Below are 16,400 nucleotides of genomic sequence, written 5' to 3' on the forward strand. Positions count from 1 at the left end.
TCTTGTATGAAGAAACAGTATCTGCGCAGGGCTCTGGCCTCTGCCATGGCTGTGGCCATGCTGGCCGGTCTCGTCCCGGCCGCTCTGGCCGCGGAGGGGGAGACTCACCTCACCATCATCGGTACATCCGACACCCATGGCAACATCTGGGGCTATTCCTATGAGGACATGAAGGAGAGCTCCAAGGACGGCCTGGCCCGTGTCTCCACCTATGTCAATCAGGTGCGTGCCGAGAATCCCAACACCATCCTGGTGGACGCCGGTGACACCATCCAGGGCACCATCATGACCGACGACCTCTACTCCAAGGACACTGCCGGCCATCCCGTGCCCGCGGCTCTCAACTACATGAAGTATGACGCCTGGACCCTGGGCAACCACGAGTTCAACTTCGGTGTGGACAAGCTCAAGTCCATCCTGGAGCAGACCGATGTTCCCGTGCTCTCGGCCAACATCAAGAACGCGGACGGCAGCTATCTCACCGGCGCCGGCTACACCATTGTGGAGCGGGGCGGTGTGAAGGTGGCCATCATCGGCGTCACTACCCCCAACATTCCCCGCTGGGACGGCACCAAGCAGGGCGTGTCCGACCTGACCTTTGAGCCCATGGCCGACGCGGTGGCCGAGTGCATCCAGGAGATCGGCGACAAGGCCGACGTCATCATGGTCTCCACTCACGCCGGTCTGGAGGCCGAGTACTCCACCGACGGCTCCGACGCCGCTCAGACCATCCTGGACAAGTGCCCCGAGGTGGACGTGCTCCAGCTGGGCCACACCCACACCACCTATATCAACAATGAGAAGATCCCCGTGGGCGAGGTCAAGAGCAACGCCGGCGAGGTGGTCCGCTATGACCTGACCCTGAACGCCGACAAGGAGATCACCACCGCTACCGTGGAGACCGTCTCCATGGAAGGCGTGGAGCCCGACCAAGGTCTGCGGGATGTGCCCGCCATCAAGGCTGCCCAGGAGAAGACCGTCTCCTTTATCCAGGATAACGTTCTGGGCCATGCCGCCGCGGACTTCCAGCCCGCCAACGAGATCAAGGGCCTGCCCGAGGGCCGTCTCCAGGACACCGCCGTCATCGACCTCATCGGCACCGTGCAGCTGGAGAACTCCGGCGCCGATGTGACCGCCGTGGCCCTCTTCAAGGACACCAGCGATCTGAAGAAGGGCGATCTCAACTACGGCAACATGTTCGACATCTACAAGTTCCCCAACGTGCTCTACACCGTCAAGGTCACCGGCGCCGAGATGAAGGCCTACATGGAGTGGGCGGCCGCGTGCTGGAACCAGTGGCAGGAGGGCGACATCAACATCTCCTTCAATCCCGACAAACCCGGCTACCTCCACGACCACTTCATCGGCCTGAACTATGAGGTGAACCTCTCCAAGCCCGCTGGAGAGCGCATCGAGAATGTGACCTTCCAGGGCAAGCCTCTGGCCGACGACCAGGTGCTCACCCTCTGCGTCAACGACTACCGCTATACCGGCCTCAAGAATGAGGGCATCATCTCCGGCGAGAAGGAGTGGGAGTCCCCCAACTCCGTGCGCGACATGCTGGTGGCCTATCTGGCCGAGCATGATCCTCTCCAGCCCACCGTGGACAACAACTGGAAGATCACCGGTGTGGATCTGAGCAAGGACGATCCTCGCCGCCAGGAGATCATCAACCTCATCAACGTGGGCAAGCTGGACACTCCCTACAATAAGAGCTACAATCTGGCCGACTATGACGCCCTGATTGCGGAGGCTCAGTCCCGCAATGTCATTGTGGACGGCAACGCTTTCCAGGTCGACAGCGCAGTCAGCAGTGGTCTGGGTGATACGGTCTTCTACCGTCTGCGTGATCTGGCAGTCGCCTTCAACGGCACGCCCGCCATGTTCAATGTAGAGTGGAATGGCCAGGTGGCCATCACCAAGGGCAGCGAGTACACCGCTGCGTCTCTCGCCCCCCGTCCGGAAGGCTCCGCCATTGATTACGCCAACATCACCATTCAGGTGGACGGCGTCGATGTGGAGACCTCCACTCTGCTCATCGGCGGCAACTACTATGTCTCCGCGGATGGACTGAACGCTCTTCTGGGCGTCTCTGCGGTTGAGGCCGACGGCGTGCTGACGGTCACCACCAAGTAAGCTTTCCCCAATCAGTCAAAAACGGGCGCGCGGCTGCGCGCCCGTTTTTTTACTTTTTCTGTCTCAAAATGGGCCTTCCGTACGTTATAGAAAAAGAACCCCGGCTTTCCGCCCCCGCCGAACAGGCGCTTCTAACGGGAGGCCGCCGTTCTCGACTCTACACAAACAGCGGAAAAAGGAGGAATCTCACATGAAACGTCTGCACCCGCTCCTCTCTCTGGGCCTTGCGTCGGCCCTGACCCTGGGCCTGCTCTGCCCCGGGGCCGCCGCGGCGGCCTTCTCCGACCAGGACCAGATCGTCCATCCGGATGCCGTCACCGCCGTGGCCGACCTGGGGCTCTTTGCCGGTCTGCCGGATGGCTCCTTTGCCCCCGCGCAGAACATCGACCGGGCCTCCTTCGCCCGGCTGGTCACCCTCATGCTCAACGGCGGAAAGATCCCCACCCTGGAGAATACCGCGGCGTCCTTCCCGGACACCGACGGCCACTGGGCCCAGGACTGTATTACCTACTGTGCCTCCCTTGGGATTATCTCCGGCCGGAGCGAGACGGTCTTTGCCCCCGACGACCCGGTCACCATTGCGGAGGGGGCTCGGATGCTCCTCTCCGCCCTGGGCTATCGGGCAGACTACGAGGGGATCAGCGGTGCCACATGGCGCATCACGGTAGATATTCTGGCCGATCAGGCCGGGCTCTATGCGGACATGGGCTCCTTTGACAGCTCCACGCCCCTGACTCGGGATATGGCCGCCCAGATGGTCTATAACGCCCTGAACATCCCCCTTGTCACCTATGAGGAGACCACCGGTTCCGACGGCGTCAAATGCTGCACACGGGTGGAGCAGAAAGACACCCTCCTCACCAGCGTTTTTGCACAGGCAGAATCCGAATCGTACGGCTGAGCGGCGGCGCCCTCAAAAAGGGCGCCGCCGCTCAGCTGTACGCCTGTCACAAAACCGCTTTGCCGTGCGTTATATGGGTGAAAACCGGTTTTCCGATCCAGCAGAAAGGAAGTGGTAGGATGGACACACAGGCACTGGAGGAGCGCTTCCCCGAGGCAGATGACGAGATCCTCTCAGAGGCCGTTTCTCGGTATGGCCCTCCTCTGCTGCGCTACTGTCACCACATTCTGTGTGATTACCATGAGGCGCAGGACGCAGTCCAGATTACATTTTGTAAAGCTTATACCCGCCGCGCCCGGTTCCGGCGCGGCTCCAACCTCTCCGCCTGGCTCTACCGGCTGGCCTATACCACCTGCATAGATCTCCTGCGCCGCCGGAAGCGGCAGCTCTTTTCTCCCCCGGCCGCCCCTGTGTCTGATCCGGACTACATCGGTCCCCAGCTCCGCGCGGCGCTCCTGACCCTCTCCCCGCAGGAGCGGGCGCTGGTCTTTGGCCGCGTCATGGAGGAGCGCAGCTATGAGGAGCTCTCCCAAATGTTAGGGCACAGCGCGGCCACCCTGCGGAAACGCTATGAGCGCGCCCGGCATAAACTGGCCCGGGCTCTGACCGAACAGGAGGAATCTCTATGAAACGCACACCGGAAGAAGAGCGGATCTTCCAGGCCCTCTCCTCCATCCAAACGCCCCCCGCCCCGCTGGAAGCGGGCATCCATGCCCGCCTCGCCGCGCGCAGAACGCCCCGGCGCCCTTATGTCCGCATGGCCCTGGTCTGTGCCTGTCTGCTGGCCGTTTTGGGCGCTGCCGCGGCGGCCGTCGGTCTCACGGACGCCTGGCGGTATTTCTTCTCCTCGCCCATTCCTTCCAGCGCGGTGACCGAGCTGGGGCTCTCCCAGACCAAAGGGGAATACACCCTCACGCTGGAGGACGCGGTGGCCGAGGATACCGGCGTCCTGCTCCTTCTCTCCCTCACCCGGGCGGATGGCGGGGTGATCGACCCGGCGGTGGGCCTCAACCTCTCCTCCCTGCGCCGCGCCCCGTCCCTCTCTCTGTCCGACGGCACATCCCTGTCCCTGCACGCGGTTTCTGCCCCGCAGCAGAGCACAGACCAAAAGGCCCTCTACTATGTCCTTCAGGCCTCCACCGACGACCGGGCCGCCTCCCTGGCAGGCGAAGCCCTGACCCTGGACCTCTTTGCCCTGGGAAAGACCCCATACAACAAAACAGCGGTTTTGTCTCTGGCGGAGCTCTCCGCGGAGCACTGGGACACCTATTCCCCCTCTGATTTTTCCGGGATCTCCGCCGCGCTCTCCCGCCAGAATGCGGCTCTCCCGGTCCCGGCTGTCGATGGTTTCTCCGGCGCTGTTCTTCATGGTGCGGTCATGCTGGAGGAGAAGGGCCTTTCCATCGGGATCAGCGCTCCGGACATGGGCGTACAGAACGACATCCTCTGTGATAAGGTCTACCCCAACGCCATCGTCGATACCCGCACCGGTGCGCGGTACTATCACGGCTCCATGCGCTGCTATGAGCTGGAAAACGGGGAAGGCTCCTATGTGTACAGCTTCCAGGACTGCCTCCTTACCCCGGAGGATCTCCCCTGGCTGGAGCTGGAGGTCGTCTATGCCTGTACTCCGCTGGTGCCTGACTCCTCCTTCTCCATCCCCTTCCAGGTAGATACCGTCACAAGCATCTCCGTTCTGCTGGACGGACTGGAGCTGGCCGGCCAAACCTTGCCCATCCACACCTTACAGGTCACCCCCCTGGGGATCTCCCTGATCGGTGCGGGGAATGATCTCACCCCCTATGAATGCCTCTATCAGGACACGCAGATCCCCTGCTCTCTCACCAAAACAGACGGCACCGTTCTTTCCCTGGAGTGTACCGGCGGCTATGTGAGTGAATTTGCCGGAGAGCGCTGCTGTGTCCTCTCCCTCTCCAGACCCCTTTGCTCGGATCCCGCCTTTACCTTCTGGGACCCCGGCGAGATTGCCTCCATTGCCATCGGGGACTGCGTGCTGCCGGTGGCGTAGCCGTCCTCAAGTTGCCCCTGTCCTGCTTTTGTGGTAGAATAGCCGAAACACCACGCCCGGCCGAGCGCGGGCTGACAGAAGGATGTGCGAACATGGCGCTGCCAAAACTGATCGTGATACTGGGCACCACCGCCTGCGGCAAAAGCGGCCTGGGTGTGGAGCTGGCCAAGCATGTGGGAGGCGAGATCGTCTCCGCCGACTCCCGGCAGGTCTACCGGGGCCTGGACCTGGGCACCGGTAAGGTCACAGAGGAGGAGATGAACGGGGTACCCCACCACCTGCTGGACGTGGTCTCCCCCAACCAGAGCTATTCGGTGGCCGAGTTCCAGCGGGACGCCTACGCCGCCATCGACGACATCCTAACCCGGGGGAAGGTCCCTCTCCTGGTGGGGGGCACCGGGCTCTATGTCCGGGCGGTGGCCGAGGGGTACACCTTTCAGGAGAGCCAGCCCGACCCCGTCCTCCGGGCGCAGCTGGAGCGCAAGAGCACCGAGGAGCTCTACGCCATGTTCCGCGCCCAGACCGGGCGCACCCTCTCAGGCGGCGAGGAGAAGAACCGTCACCGCCTGGTGCGCACCATGGAAAAACTTCTCTCGGGAGATTCCCTCACCGAATCCCCCCGCGCACCCCGGTATGAGGTCCTCCAGCTGGGCATGACCTATCCCCGGGATGTCCTCTGCCGGCGCATCGACGAGCGGCTCCAGAAGCGGCTGGACGACGGCATGATCGAGGAGGTGGCACGCCTGCGGGCGGAGGGGGCCACCGACGCCTTCTTGGAGGGGTTGGGGCTGGAATACCGCTACATCCTCTGGTATCTCACCGGCAAGCTCTCCTCCCAGGACGAGCTCTTTGACGAGCTGGGACGGGCCATCAAGCGCTTTGCCAAGCGGCAGATGGTGTGGTTCAAAAAGGACCGGGACGTCCTCTGGCTGGACACGGAGGGAGACCCCCTCTCCCAGGCCATCCAGGCCGCCGACGCCTTCCTCCGGGACTGAGGGCGGGTCTTGCGCCCCTTGACGGCACATGGTAAAATAGGGAAGTAAGCCCATTCCGCCCCGCCTTGGCGGAACCGGGCACAGACCTTTACCATGGCCCGTTCTTCCGGGCTGTGAAACCATCCTAGGGAGGAACGGAGTGTAATGGGCTTTCGTATCGTCACCATCAACCGGGAATTTGGCAGCGGAGGACGCACCATCGGCAAGCAGGTGGCCCAGCGCATGGGCGTGACCTGCTACGATGAGGAGCTGGTCACCCAGATCGCCAAGGAGAGCGGTATGTCCCAGAGCTTTATCCAAAGCTTCAGCGAGGAGGCCAGCGCCACCAGCAGCTTCCTGTTTACCCTGAACAACTGGGCCAACAACGCCCTCTCCGATCAGATCTATATCACCCAGCGCAAGATCATTCAGGATCTGGCCGAGCAGGGTCCCTGCGTCATCGTGGGCCGCTGCGCCGACTATTTCCTCAAGGAGCGCACCGACTGTCTCAACGTCTTTATCCACGCCAATATGGAGTTTAAAAAGGACCGCATCGTCCGGCTCTACGGCGAAAAGGCGGACACGCCGGAAAAGCGCATCCTGGACAAGGATAAGCGCCGCATCGCCTACTATAAGTACTATACCGACCGCAACTGGGGGCAGGCCGCCAACTACCACCTCTGCCTGGACAGCAGTGTGCTGGGTGTGGATCGCTGCACCGATCTGATCTACTCTCTGGTGGAGGGTTGATTTCCGCTCCACGCTCCCCTTTATTGCGTCACCAAAGACGCCCGCATGTCTGCGGGCGTCTTTTTTATCGTGCGCAGGCGCCGTTTCTTTCCCTCTTTCCAAAAGTTTTACCCGCTCTTTTGAAAATCTTAAAGAGTTCGTCTCATGTTCTTTACCTTCCTCTGGTATCCTAGAGCTACAACCAGAGAAAGGAGTCCGCCCTATGTGGAATTTCAAATACAGAGACGAATATCTTCCCTTTGTGGAGGATCTTCTGGCCCATCCGGATGTGTGCGCCATGCGCCAGCTTCCCCAGCATGCCAAGGGATTCAGCTGTTTTCACCACAGCCTGCTGGTATCCTATCTCAGCTTCCGCCTCTGCCGCGCCCTGGGACTGGATATGCGCTCGGCCGCCCGGGGCGGACTGCTCCACGACCTCTACCTCTACAACTGGCAGGACAAGTCCACCCATCCCCATGTGAACCACGCCTTTGACCACCCGCTGGTGGCGCTGGAGAATGCCCAGGCGCGCTTTCCGCTCAACCCCACAGAGGCCGACATCATCGCCACCCATATGTTCCCTCTCGCCATCACCCGCCCCCATCACTGCCTGGAATCCGTGGTGGTGGGCGCCATGGACAAGCTCTGTGCCGTGGCAGAGCTCCTCCGTCTGACGCCCCCGGTCGTGGAAGAGGCCCCCGTCACCCTGCTCTCCCCCGCCCAAAGCGCCACTCTGGGCCGGGCGGCTTAATTCTCATTCAAAAATACACTGGCCCCGGTACCATCTCCCGCAGGAGAGGTACCGGGGCCGCTCTGTTTGCTTAAAATCGGGATGGCTCTGCCGGTGCCAGGGAAAACCAGTAGGAAATGCAGGGCTCCTCCCCGGCATTGGCGTAGGTATGGGGGGTGTGGGCGGGTACCAGCGCCACGTCCATGGGGTGCAGAGTACAGGACATGCCCTCCATCTCCAGACGCATGCTCCCCTGGGTGACCAGGAGGAAATTCCCCTCCGGCAGGCCCATACTGTACTCCTTTTCCTCCCCGCCCCCCTGCATGGTGATGCAGACGCATTTGTAGGGAGGATTGCCGCACAGGGCCAGTTCATACTGCACCCTGGAGTGGAGGCGGAACACCGGCTCAAACTCCTCCCGCCGGGCATAGGGGCGGTGCTCCTGGACGGGTTCTGTCAAAAAATCCGCGATCAGGATGTCCAGCGCCTGGCAGATCTGTCCCAGATGCTGGAGCGTGGGACTGGTGGCCTCCCGCTCCACATTGCTCAGGTAGCTCACCGAGAGCCCGCTTTTGTCGGCCAGTGCCTGAAGCGTGAGCCCCCGCTCTTTCCGCAGGCGCTTGAGCTTTTCTCCCACTTCCATTCCCGTTCCTCCTGTCCGCCGTTTTTGTCTATTATAGCAGTCGTATCCCTCGCCCGTCAAAGCTTTTTTATAATTATAAAATTTTGTTGATATTTATAAAAATCGGAGCATAATAGAACCATCCACATCTGGTTCAGGAGGGATACTTATGCAGGCAGACCGTCTGATCGTTCACGCAACCCTGGTCACCATGGATCCCCAGCGCCGCATTCTTTCCGACCACGGCATCGCCATCCGGGATGGCCGGATCGCCGCCATCCTTCCCACCCAAGCGCTGCTGGAGCAGTACAGCGCCCCCCACGTTCTGGACGCCTCCGGCACCATTGCATACCCCGGCTTTATCAACACCCACAACCACCTCTTCCAGATGCTGCTGAAAAATCTCGGCAAGGATCTGGGGCTCATCCGCTGGCTGGATGAGTGCATTATCGCCCATTACCGCAACATTACCCCGGAAAACATCTACTGGGCCGCTCTGGTGGGCTGTGCGGAGCAGCTCCACAGCGGTGTGACCACCTGTGTGGACTACCAGTATGCCCACGGACGGCCCGGCCTGAGCGATGCGGTCATCAAGGCCTTTCAAGACATCGGCATCCGGGGCGTGCTGGCCCGGGGACATGCCAACACGGAGGACTACCCCGCCCCCTGCAAGCCGCCCCATGTGGAGACCATGGAGGACTTCTTTGACGACGTGCGCCGTCTCCACAGCCAGTACCGCTCCGACCCCCGCATCGATGTCGCCATCGCCCCCGGCATTGTCTGGAGCCTGTCCGAGGACGGCTTCCGCCGCTGCGCCGATCTGGCCCGGGAGCTGGACACCCTCCTGACCATCCACACGCTGGAGACCGAGGAGGACAACGCCTTCTGTCTGGAGCGCCACGGGGTATCCACCATTGAATTTTACGAAAAGACCGGCGTTCTGGACACCAAGCTCCTGGCCGTCCACTGCGCCCTGATCCAGCCCCACGAGGTGGAGACCCTGGCCCGGCACGGGGTGAGCGTCTCCTATAATGCCATCTCCAACATGCTCATGGGGTACCAGACCCCGCCGGTGTGCCAGCTGCTGGAGCACGGCATCCCCGTGGGCCTGGCCACGGACGGAGCGGCCTCCAACGACAGTCAGAACATGTTTGAGGTGCTGAAGATCTCCGCCCTGTGGCAGAAGGCCTTCTACCGGGACCCCACGGTCCTCCCCGCCATGCGCCTTCTGGAGATGGCCACCATCGACGGCGCCCGGAGCATCCACCGCGAAAAGGACCTGGGCTCCCTGGAGGTGGGAAAGCGGGCCGATCTCTTCCTCTACGATCCCATGAACTGCACCACCGTCCCCAGCTTTGATCCGGTCACCTCTATTATCTATAACGCCAGCCCGGCCGGCGTCCGCACCACACTGGTGGAGGGCGAGGTGGTGCTGGAGGACGGCCGCCTCACCCGCATCGAGGAGGCCCGCTCGGTCTTCCGTCTCCAGGAGGAGGCTGCTCTGCTCCGGGAAAAGGGAGGGTTAAAGCCGTGAAAACGATAATTCTGGAGGGCTCCGCCCGCCGCCGGGGCCGCACGGCCGAACTGGTGGAATTCCTCCGCCTGCGCCTGCCCGGCGAGGTCACCGTGGTCCGGGCCTATGACACCCCGGTCTCTCCCTGCCGGGACTGCCGCTACTGTCTCTCCCACCCGGGCTGCGCCGTAAAAGATGAGATGCAGGATCTTTATCCGGCCATCGAGGGGTGTGACAATCTGATCATTGCCTCGCCCCTCTACTTCCACTCGGTGCCCGCTCCCCTCAAGACCATCATCGACCGGCTCCAGCCCTACTGGGCCGCCACCGTCCGGGGGGACGAAGATCAGATCTCCACCAAGCGGGGCGCGCTGCTGCTGGTGGGGGGCGCACCTCCCTTTGAGGGGCAGTTCCTTCCCGCTGAGCTCATGCTGCGGGGCGTCCTCTCCGATCTGCACGCCAGCTGTGAGGACATCATCCGCATGGATGACGCCGACCGCCGCCCACTTCCCCAGCGCCCGGAGATCCAGGCACAGCTTACAGCTCTGGCCCAGCGTCTGTCCACCCTGTAAATCTCCAGAGAAAGAGCGCCTGTCCCAAAAGGGACAGGCGCTCTCTTTGCATATCCGATGGATTGGGTCTGTTTGGGCAGATTGGGATGCGTCACTGCCCCAGGAAGAGCTGGACCCATCCGCCCTCATGATAACCCACGCCGATATGGGTAAACGAGCTCTTGAGGATGTTGGCCCGGTGGCCCGGCGAGTTCATCCACAGCTCCATAACCCGCTCCGGGTCATCGGTCCCCATGGCGATGTTCTCTCCGGCGGCGCGGTAAGAGGACACGCCGCACTCCTCCAGGACCGTAAAGCAGCTGCGCCCATCGGGCCGGGTGTGCTCAAAGAGTGTTCCCAGCTCCTGGGCCCGAATCTCAGCCGCTGTCTCCAGTTTGGAGAGGACCTCCAGCGGGGGCAGGCCCTCCTGGGCCCGGGCCTCATTGACCAGACGCACCACCGCCGCCACCGGGTCCTCTGCCTCGGGTGTGGTCTCCTGGGAAGGGATCCCCGCTTCCGCCGTAAGCACACCCTCCAGGCGGCCATATACCGCAGCGGCCTGGGCACGGGTAAAGGTCGCCCCACCGGCAAAGGTGCCGCTGCTGTCCGTACCAGAGAGGATGCCCAGAGCCATGACCGCCGCCACGGACTCCTGATATTGCGTGGGGATCTGGGCCCAGTCCCCGATCTTGGCCTGGGTATCCCGCAGGGCCTCCTCATCCGGCATGGCCACACCCTGCTCCTCCAGCACATGCCGGATGACCACCGCCATGGCATTTCGGGTCAGGGCCCCTTCCAGGGGCACATCCTCCACCCCATCCAGCAGGCCGTGATGCTCTGCCACCGCCGCCGCACCGGCATACCAGCTTCCAGAGGACGGGGCGGACGCCACCTCCTCCGGCCAGCAGGCACGGGTCAGCATGCTCAGCCACTCCGCCATGCTGAGGGAGCCCTCGGGGGAAAACTGCCGGACTCCGGTCACGGCGTCATAGTAGGTCCCCGTCATCACTCCATCCGCATAGGCCTGCTCAATGGCCGCAAAGGCCCAGTGCTTCTCCAGGACATCCGAAAAGGCGCCCCGGCTCCCGGCCTGCGCCGGGACCCCCAGGATCATGGCGGCCGCCAACAGTGCCGCGGCTGCTCGCTTCTTCTGCATCCTCCATCCTCCTGTCATACTCTTATTTTCCCACACAGAACCGCTCAAAGATCCGCGCCGTCACATCCTCCCGGAGCGTCCGTCCGGTGAGTTCTCCCAGAGCCTCCATGGCCCCTTCCACATCCACCAGCACCGCGTCGGGCGTCATACCTAAGGCAAGGCTCTCCCGGGCAGCGCGGACCTGCTCCAGGGCCCGCCTGGCGGCGCCCGCCTGCCGGGCGTTAGTGAGCATCTCGCCCCGCTCTTCCCCTCCCTCCGAGGGGAAGCAGGCGGCGATGGCCTCTTCCAGGGCCGGAAGACCCTCTCCCGTACGGCTGCTCAGAGAGACCACCGGTACCGGCTTCTCCGCACTCCAGGGCAACGAAAGGGGATGGGCCTGGGGCAGATCGGCCTTGGTGCCCACCAGGATCACCTGTCCGGCCCGCTCCACCGCCTCCCGGAAGAGGTCCTTGTCCACCTCATCCAGGGGCCGGGTCAGATCCACCAGCACCAGAGCCAGTTCCGCACCGGCCAGCGCCCGGCGGCTGCGCTCCACGCCGATGCGCTCCACCGCGTCTCCGGTCTCCCGGATGCCCGCAGTGTCGATGAGACGCAGCAGCCGCCCGCCCAGCGTGCACTTTTCCTCGACCGTATCCCGGGTGGTGCCCGGGATATCGGTGACGATGGCCCGTTCATAGCCCAGCAGGGCGTTGAGCAGAGAGGACTTTCCCGCGTTCGGCTGCCCCACGATGGCACAGGGGATCCCCCCTACCAGCAGCTTGCCCCGGCGGTAGGTATCCAGCAGGGCGGAGAGATCCCGCTCCGCCCCTTCCAGCGCGCGGTCCAGGGTCTCCGCCCCAAAGGCATCGATGTCCTCATCCGGGTAGTCCAGCACCGCGTGGAAATGGGCGCTCACGTCCACCAGCGCGTCATAGACCGCCCCAATCCGGCGGCTGAGGGCACCTGAAAGCTGTCCCCCCGCGATCCGGGCCGCCGCCTGGGTCTCCGCGTCGATCAGGTCGGCCACGGCCTCGGCCTGGGTCAGGTCCAGCTTTCCATTCAGGAAGGCCCGGCGGGTAAATTCGCCCGGCCTTGCCTGGCGCACGCCCTGGGCAAACAGGGCCTCCAGCCCCAGCGTCAGCACTGCCGGGGATCCATGGCACTGCAATTCCACCGTATCCTCCCCCGTATAGCTCTCCGGCGCCCGGGACACCGTGGCCAGCACCTGGTCCACCGGGTTTCCCGCCCGGTCCAGCAGAGCGCCCAGTACCAGGCGGCGATTTTCATACTCGGTCAGGCTCCGGCCGCTTGTCGCCCGAAAGACGGCGGCGGCCGCCGCAATGGCCTCCGGCCCAGACAGGCGTATGATTCCCACCGCCGAGCGGACCGGCCCCGTAGCAATGGCGGCAATGGTATCCCTCATGGTCTCACCTCATCGGCCGGCGCTCCATGGTGCGCCGGTTTTCATGCAGAATACACCGCCTTCACAGCGGGCGGTGCCTTGTCGCTGTTTATTCTAGCACGGTTCCCCGGAGGGGGACAAGTCCCGCCCCTTTTCCTTTGGATATTCTGCTGTCTTTTTTCGTTATATTTTGCGTTATGTAAACAATATTTTGAATAATGCATCCACATAACTTGTCCACCACCTTGTGGATAACTATGTGGATAATGTGGAAAACTTACTCTCACAAGGATAGCCTTTTTCTTCCAATCCACATATCCTGTATATCATTTTGCATAGTGGGCTCCAAAGAAAAATTATTTTCACCCTTTTTTGACAGTCGGTTTTTACAAAAAGGTATGGACTACTCTTATAAAGTGTTATATAATCTCTCTAGATAAGGAGGTGAAGGCAATTCGGCCGCGCTTGCAGTGAATGCGCGGGAGGGCCGGAATTCTTTTCTCGTCTTATTCCACCCTCAAGCCTGTATACCGAAACGGCTCAGCCGGCGTCCCCTGGGGGACGGCGGTACTTTTTATGACCAGCCGACAGGCAGGCGGCACCCACCGAGTTCCCCCGACAGTGCCGCTTCGTCCGCAACGAGATGAGATGAAATGGAAGGGAACGCCCCTTCCCGTGGACATCCTGTGGAGGGACATACAACGTTGAAACAGTTCAAAAGCGCAAAAAGCAATGCCATCTATGAGTTGGACGGCAGACCGCCGTTCCTTCAGGCCTTTCCCCTTGGCTTCCAGCAGCTGCTGGCTATGTTCGTGGGCAACATCGTTCCCATGATCCTGGTGGCCAGCGCCGCCAATATGGACAGCTACTATTCCACCCTGCTCATCCAGTGCTCTGTTCTGGGCGCAGGCGTGGCTACGCTGATCCAGGCTTTCCCCATCCGTCTGGGCAAGATCCGCATCGGTTCCGGCCTTCCCATTATGCTGGGCCTCACCTATACCTTCCTGCCCATCTGTTTGGCCGTGGCGACCAACGAAGAGCTGGGACTCCCCGTTTTGTTCGGTGCCCAGCTGGTGGCGGCCCTGTCCTCGGTCTTTGTAGCATTTGTGCTGCCTTACATTCGTAAATTCTTCCCGCCCATCGTGACGGGTACTATAATCGTCTCCATCGGTATCTCCTGCTTCTCCATCGCCGCCTACAACCTGGCCGGCGGTCAGGGAGATCCCACCATGGGACAGCTTCATAACTGGCTGATCGGCGGCCTGGTCATCGTGGTGATCGTGGCCTGCTCCGCCTTCGGCAAGGGCATGGTCAGTGCCGCGGCCGTGCTCATCGGCATCGTGGTTGGCTATGTGGTGGCCGCGGTGACCGGCTATGTGGACTTCAGCAACATCGCCTCCGCCAAGTGGTTTGACATTCCCCGTCCCCTGGCCTTCGGCGACGGCGGCCCCGCTCTGGTCTTCAAGCCCGAGTTCATCCTGGTCTTTATTCTGCTCTACTTCATCAACGCCGTGGAGATGGTGGGCGATATGACCGTGTCCGCCACCGGCGGCCTGGGCCGTCAGCCCAAGGACGAGGAGCTCTCCGGCGGTATCCTGGGCAATGCCTTCGCCTGCATGTTCGCCTCTGTCTTCAACTGCTTTGCCACCGGCTCTTACAGCCAGTGCTCCGGCATCGTGGCCATGACCAAGGTCTGCTCCCGCTGGGTCATGGGCACCGGCGCCCTGACCCTCATTGTGGCCGCCTTCTGCCCCAAGCTGGCCGGCCTTCTCTCCACCATCCCCAACTGCGTGGTGGGCGGCGCTACCATCGTGGTCTTCTCCATGATCGCCATGAGCGGCATGAGCCTGGTGGCCAAGAGCCGCTTTACCAGCCGTTCCATGCTCATCTGCGGCATCTCCATCACTCTGGGCCTGGGTATCTCCTTTGCCAAGGACACCCTGGATCTGGTGGGCGGCTATGTGCAGATGTTCTTCGGTGAGTCCAGCATCATTCTGGTGGCCCTGACTGCCATCGTGCTGAATATCGTCCTGCCCAAGACGCAGGAGGATCTGGACGCGGAAGCTTCCGCCGACTGATTTGGAAAGGAGCGCAACTACTATGATCGACCATCTGCTGAAAAACGGAATCATTGTCACCGTCAATCCCGACCGTGAGGTCTTTTTCCACGGTGCTGTGGCCATCCAGGGCAACCGCATCGTGGAGGTCGGCCCCAGCGACGCTCTGGAAGCCAAGTACACCGACGCCGCCAAGGTCACCGACCTGGACGGCAAGATCGTCTTCCCCGGCTTTGTCAACACCCATAACCACCTCTTCCAGACCCTGCTCAAGGGTCTGGGCGATGACATGGTGCTCAAGGACTGGCTGGAGACCATGACCTTCCCCGCTGCCACCAACCTGACCCGCAATGACTGCTACCTGGCCGCCATGCTGGGCTGCATGGAGGGTCTGCACAGCGGTATCACCACCATGCTGGATTATATGTATCCCCATCCCACCGGAGAACTCTCCGACGGCGTCATCGACGCCATGAAGGAGCTGGGCATCCGCGGCATCCTGGGCCGTGGCTGCATGAATACCGGCAAGCAGTTCGGCGTTCATCCCGGCATCATGCAGGATGTGGACACCATTGAGAAGGACCTGCGCCGCCTCTTTGAGACCTATCACAACAGCGAGGACGGCCGCATCAAGATCTGGGTGGCTCCCGCTGCCATCTGGTCCAACTCCAAGGACCTGCTGCAGATGCTCTGGCGCGTGACCAACGAGTACAAGTCCGGCTTTACCGTTCACATCTCCGAGACTCCCTTCGACCGCGACGCTGCTCAGGAGCTGCATGGTCTGCCTGACGCCGAGGTCCTGGAGGACCTGGGCATCGTGGGCCCCAACGTGCTGATGGTCCACTGCTGCTACCTCACCGACAAGGACATCGCCATGGCCAAGAAGTACGACATGAAGGTGTCCCACAACGTCTGCTCCAACCAGTACCTCTCCTCCGGCGTGGCCGATGTGCCCAAGATGCTCCGCAACGGCATCACGGTCTCCCTGGGCGTGGACGGCGCTGCCTCCAACAACGCCCAGGACATGGTGGAGCTCATGAAGTTCACCGCCCTCCAGCACAAGGTCGCCACCCGGGATCCCCTGGCCATGACCGCCGAGAAGGTGCTGGAGATGGCCACCATCGACGGCGCCCGCGCTCTGGGCATGGAGGACGAGATCGGCTCCCTGGAGGCCGGCAAGAAGGCGGACCTCGTCATCTTCGATCCGCTGGAGTGCCCCAAGGCCATCCCCATGCACAACCCCGTGTCCACGCTCGTCTACTCTGCCTCTATGAAGAACATCGTGGGCGCCATGGTAGACGGCAAGGTGGTCATGGAGAACGGCGTCATCACCACCGTCAAGGACGAGAAAGAGATCTACCGCAAGGTGCAGAAGTGCGCCGAGGACCTGTGCGAGCGCGGCCACATCACCAACCGCCGCGAGGGTCACAAATGGAACCGCAGCTTCGGCTAATTGGCTCCTGTATTTCCTTTCTATCACACAAAAACATCCGCTCCGGAACTCCGGAGCGGATGTTTTCTTTTTTGCTCATTTCAAAATATTTTATTTTTGTGCCACTATAATCAAAAATGTAACCATTCCTGTAACCGCGCTGTGTTACAATAGCACCAAGAGTTACAA

General features: G+C 61.9%; 14 protein-coding genes. 11 read left to right on the forward strand and 3 right to left on the reverse strand.

Annotation, left to right across the window (positions count from 1 at the left end; all coding sequences use genetic code 11):
* Positions 1-6: 6 nt before the first annotated feature.
* The 7 genes from I2C21_RS15330 (at position 7) to I2C21_RS15360 (ending at position 7,520) form a co-directional block, all read left to right on the forward strand.
* Positions 7-2,136 (forward strand): bifunctional metallophosphatase/5'-nucleotidase, encoded by a 2,130-nt coding sequence (locus I2C21_RS15330; protein ID WP_186964018.1) that lies wholly within the window; start codon positions 7-9, stop codon positions 2,134-2,136.
* A gap of 190 nt (positions 2,137-2,326) precedes the next feature.
* Complete coding sequence (locus I2C21_RS15335; RefSeq protein WP_195279670.1) at positions 2,327-3,037, forward strand: S-layer homology domain-containing protein; 711 nt, start codon at positions 2,327-2,329, stop codon at positions 3,035-3,037.
* Between the two features lie 119 nt (positions 3,038-3,156).
* On the forward strand, positions 3,157-3,666 hold the full coding sequence (locus I2C21_RS15340; protein WP_101690976.1) for an RNA polymerase sigma factor: 510 nt from the start codon (positions 3,157-3,159) through the stop codon (positions 3,664-3,666).
* Entirely contained in the window at positions 3,663-5,066 is a 1,404-nt protein-coding gene (locus tag I2C21_RS15345; RefSeq protein ID WP_195279671.1) for a hypothetical protein, read from the forward strand. Before I2C21_RS15340 ends, I2C21_RS15345 begins: the two co-directional genes overlap by 4 nt.
* Before the next feature lie 92 nt (positions 5,067-5,158).
* On the forward strand, positions 5,159-6,061 hold the full coding sequence (gene miaA, locus I2C21_RS15350; protein WP_195279672.1) for a tRNA (adenosine(37)-N6)-dimethylallyltransferase MiaA: 903 nt from the start codon (positions 5,159-5,161) through the stop codon (positions 6,059-6,061).
* A gap of 144 nt (positions 6,062-6,205) precedes the next feature.
* Entirely contained in the window at positions 6,206-6,790 is a 585-nt protein-coding gene (locus I2C21_RS15355) for a cytidylate kinase-like family protein (protein WP_101690973.1), read from the forward strand.
* A 202-nt stretch (positions 6,791-6,992) separates the two neighbouring features.
* Positions 6,993-7,520, forward strand: a complete 528-nt coding sequence (locus I2C21_RS15360; RefSeq protein ID WP_186964023.1) for an HDIG domain-containing metalloprotein — start codon at positions 6,993-6,995, stop codon at positions 7,518-7,520.
* A 70-nt stretch (positions 7,521-7,590) separates the two neighbouring features.
* On the opposite strand, the gene I2C21_RS15365 is transcribed toward I2C21_RS15360, so the two are convergent.
* Positions 7,591-8,142, reverse strand: a complete 552-nt coding sequence (locus I2C21_RS15365) for a helix-turn-helix domain-containing protein (RefSeq protein WP_195279673.1) — start codon at positions 8,140-8,142, stop codon at positions 7,591-7,593.
* A 148-nt stretch (positions 8,143-8,290) separates the two neighbouring features.
* Between I2C21_RS15365 and I2C21_RS15370 the strand changes: the two genes are divergently transcribed.
* Entirely contained in the window at positions 8,291-9,655 is a 1,365-nt protein-coding gene (locus I2C21_RS15370) for an amidohydrolase family protein (RefSeq protein WP_195279674.1), read from the forward strand.
* Positions 9,652-10,206 carry a flavodoxin family protein gene (locus tag I2C21_RS15375; protein WP_195279675.1) on the forward strand — a complete coding sequence of 185 codons (555 nt, stop codon included), beginning with the start codon at positions 9,652-9,654 and terminating at the stop codon, positions 10,204-10,206. The genes I2C21_RS15370 and I2C21_RS15375 overlap by 4 nt, the downstream gene beginning before the upstream one ends.
* A 91-nt stretch (positions 10,207-10,297) precedes the next feature.
* Here I2C21_RS15375 and I2C21_RS15380 read toward each other — a convergent pair whose 3' ends face one another.
* Both I2C21_RS15380 and mnmE read right to left on the reverse strand, forming a co-directional pair.
* Positions 10,298-11,341, reverse strand: coding sequence for a CAP and S-layer homology domain-containing protein (locus I2C21_RS15380; RefSeq protein WP_195279676.1), 1,044 nt, complete (start codon positions 11,339-11,341; stop codon positions 10,298-10,300).
* 22 nt (positions 11,342-11,363) lie between these two features.
* The gene (gene mnmE / locus I2C21_RS15385) at positions 11,364-12,743 is read right to left on the reverse strand and encodes a tRNA uridine-5-carboxymethylaminomethyl(34) synthesis GTPase MnmE (protein WP_195279677.1); all 1,380 of its coding nucleotides are present in this window, start codon (positions 12,741-12,743) and stop codon (positions 11,364-11,366) included.
* Positions 12,744-13,426: 683 nt separating this feature from the next.
* On the opposite strand from mnmE, the gene I2C21_RS15390 reads away from it, so the two are divergent.
* Positions 13,427-14,800, forward strand: a complete 1,374-nt coding sequence (locus I2C21_RS15390) for a uracil-xanthine permease family protein (protein WP_286167323.1) — start codon at positions 13,427-13,429, stop codon at positions 14,798-14,800.
* A 22-nt stretch (positions 14,801-14,822) separates the two neighbouring features.
* Positions 14,823-16,232, forward strand: coding sequence for an amidohydrolase family protein (locus tag I2C21_RS15395; protein ID WP_101690964.1), 1,410 nt, complete (start codon positions 14,823-14,825; stop codon positions 16,230-16,232).
* Positions 16,233-16,400 lie beyond the last annotated feature (168 nt).

The sequence above is a fragment of the Clostridium sp. J1101437_171009_A5 genome, assembly GCF_015547905.1.
Lineage (GTDB): Bacteria > Bacillota > Clostridia > Oscillospirales > Oscillospiraceae > Pseudoflavonifractor_A > Pseudoflavonifractor_A gallinarum.

Excerpts from the sequence above, each read along its gene's own strand:
- I2C21_RS15330 (WP_186964018.1), top strand. The coding sequence starts at position 7 with ATGAAGAAACAGTATCTGCGCAGGGCTCTGGCCTCTGCCATGGCTGTG.
- I2C21_RS15335 (WP_195279670.1), top strand. The coding sequence starts at position 2,327 with ATGAAACGTCTGCACCCGCTCCTCTCTCTGGGCCTTGCGTCGGCCCTG.
- I2C21_RS15340 (WP_101690976.1), top strand. The coding sequence starts at position 3,157 with ATGGACACACAGGCACTGGAGGAGCGCTTCCCCGAGGCAGATGACGAG.
- I2C21_RS15345 (WP_195279671.1), top strand. The coding sequence starts at position 3,663 with ATGAAACGCACACCGGAAGAAGAGCGGATCTTCCAGGCCCTCTCCTCC.
- miaA (WP_195279672.1), top strand. The coding sequence starts at position 5,159 with ATGGCGCTGCCAAAACTGATCGTGATACTGGGCACCACCGCCTGCGGC.
- I2C21_RS15355 (WP_101690973.1), top strand. The coding sequence starts at position 6,206 with ATGGGCTTTCGTATCGTCACCATCAACCGGGAATTTGGCAGCGGAGGA.
- I2C21_RS15360 (WP_186964023.1), top strand. The coding sequence starts at position 6,993 with ATGTGGAATTTCAAATACAGAGACGAATATCTTCCCTTTGTGGAGGAT.
- I2C21_RS15365 (WP_195279673.1), bottom strand. The coding sequence starts at position 8,142 with ATGGAAGTGGGAGAAAAGCTCAAGCGCCTGCGGAAAGAGCGGGGGCTC.
- I2C21_RS15370 (WP_195279674.1), top strand. The coding sequence starts at position 8,291 with ATGCAGGCAGACCGTCTGATCGTTCACGCAACCCTGGTCACCATGGAT.
- I2C21_RS15380 (WP_195279676.1), bottom strand. The coding sequence starts at position 11,341 with ATGCAGAAGAAGCGAGCAGCCGCGGCACTGTTGGCGGCCGCCATGATC.
- mnmE (WP_195279677.1), bottom strand. The coding sequence starts at position 12,743 with ATGAGGGATACCATTGCCGCCATTGCTACGGGGCCGGTCCGCTCGGCG.
- I2C21_RS15395 (WP_101690964.1), top strand. The coding sequence starts at position 14,823 with ATGATCGACCATCTGCTGAAAAACGGAATCATTGTCACCGTCAATCCC.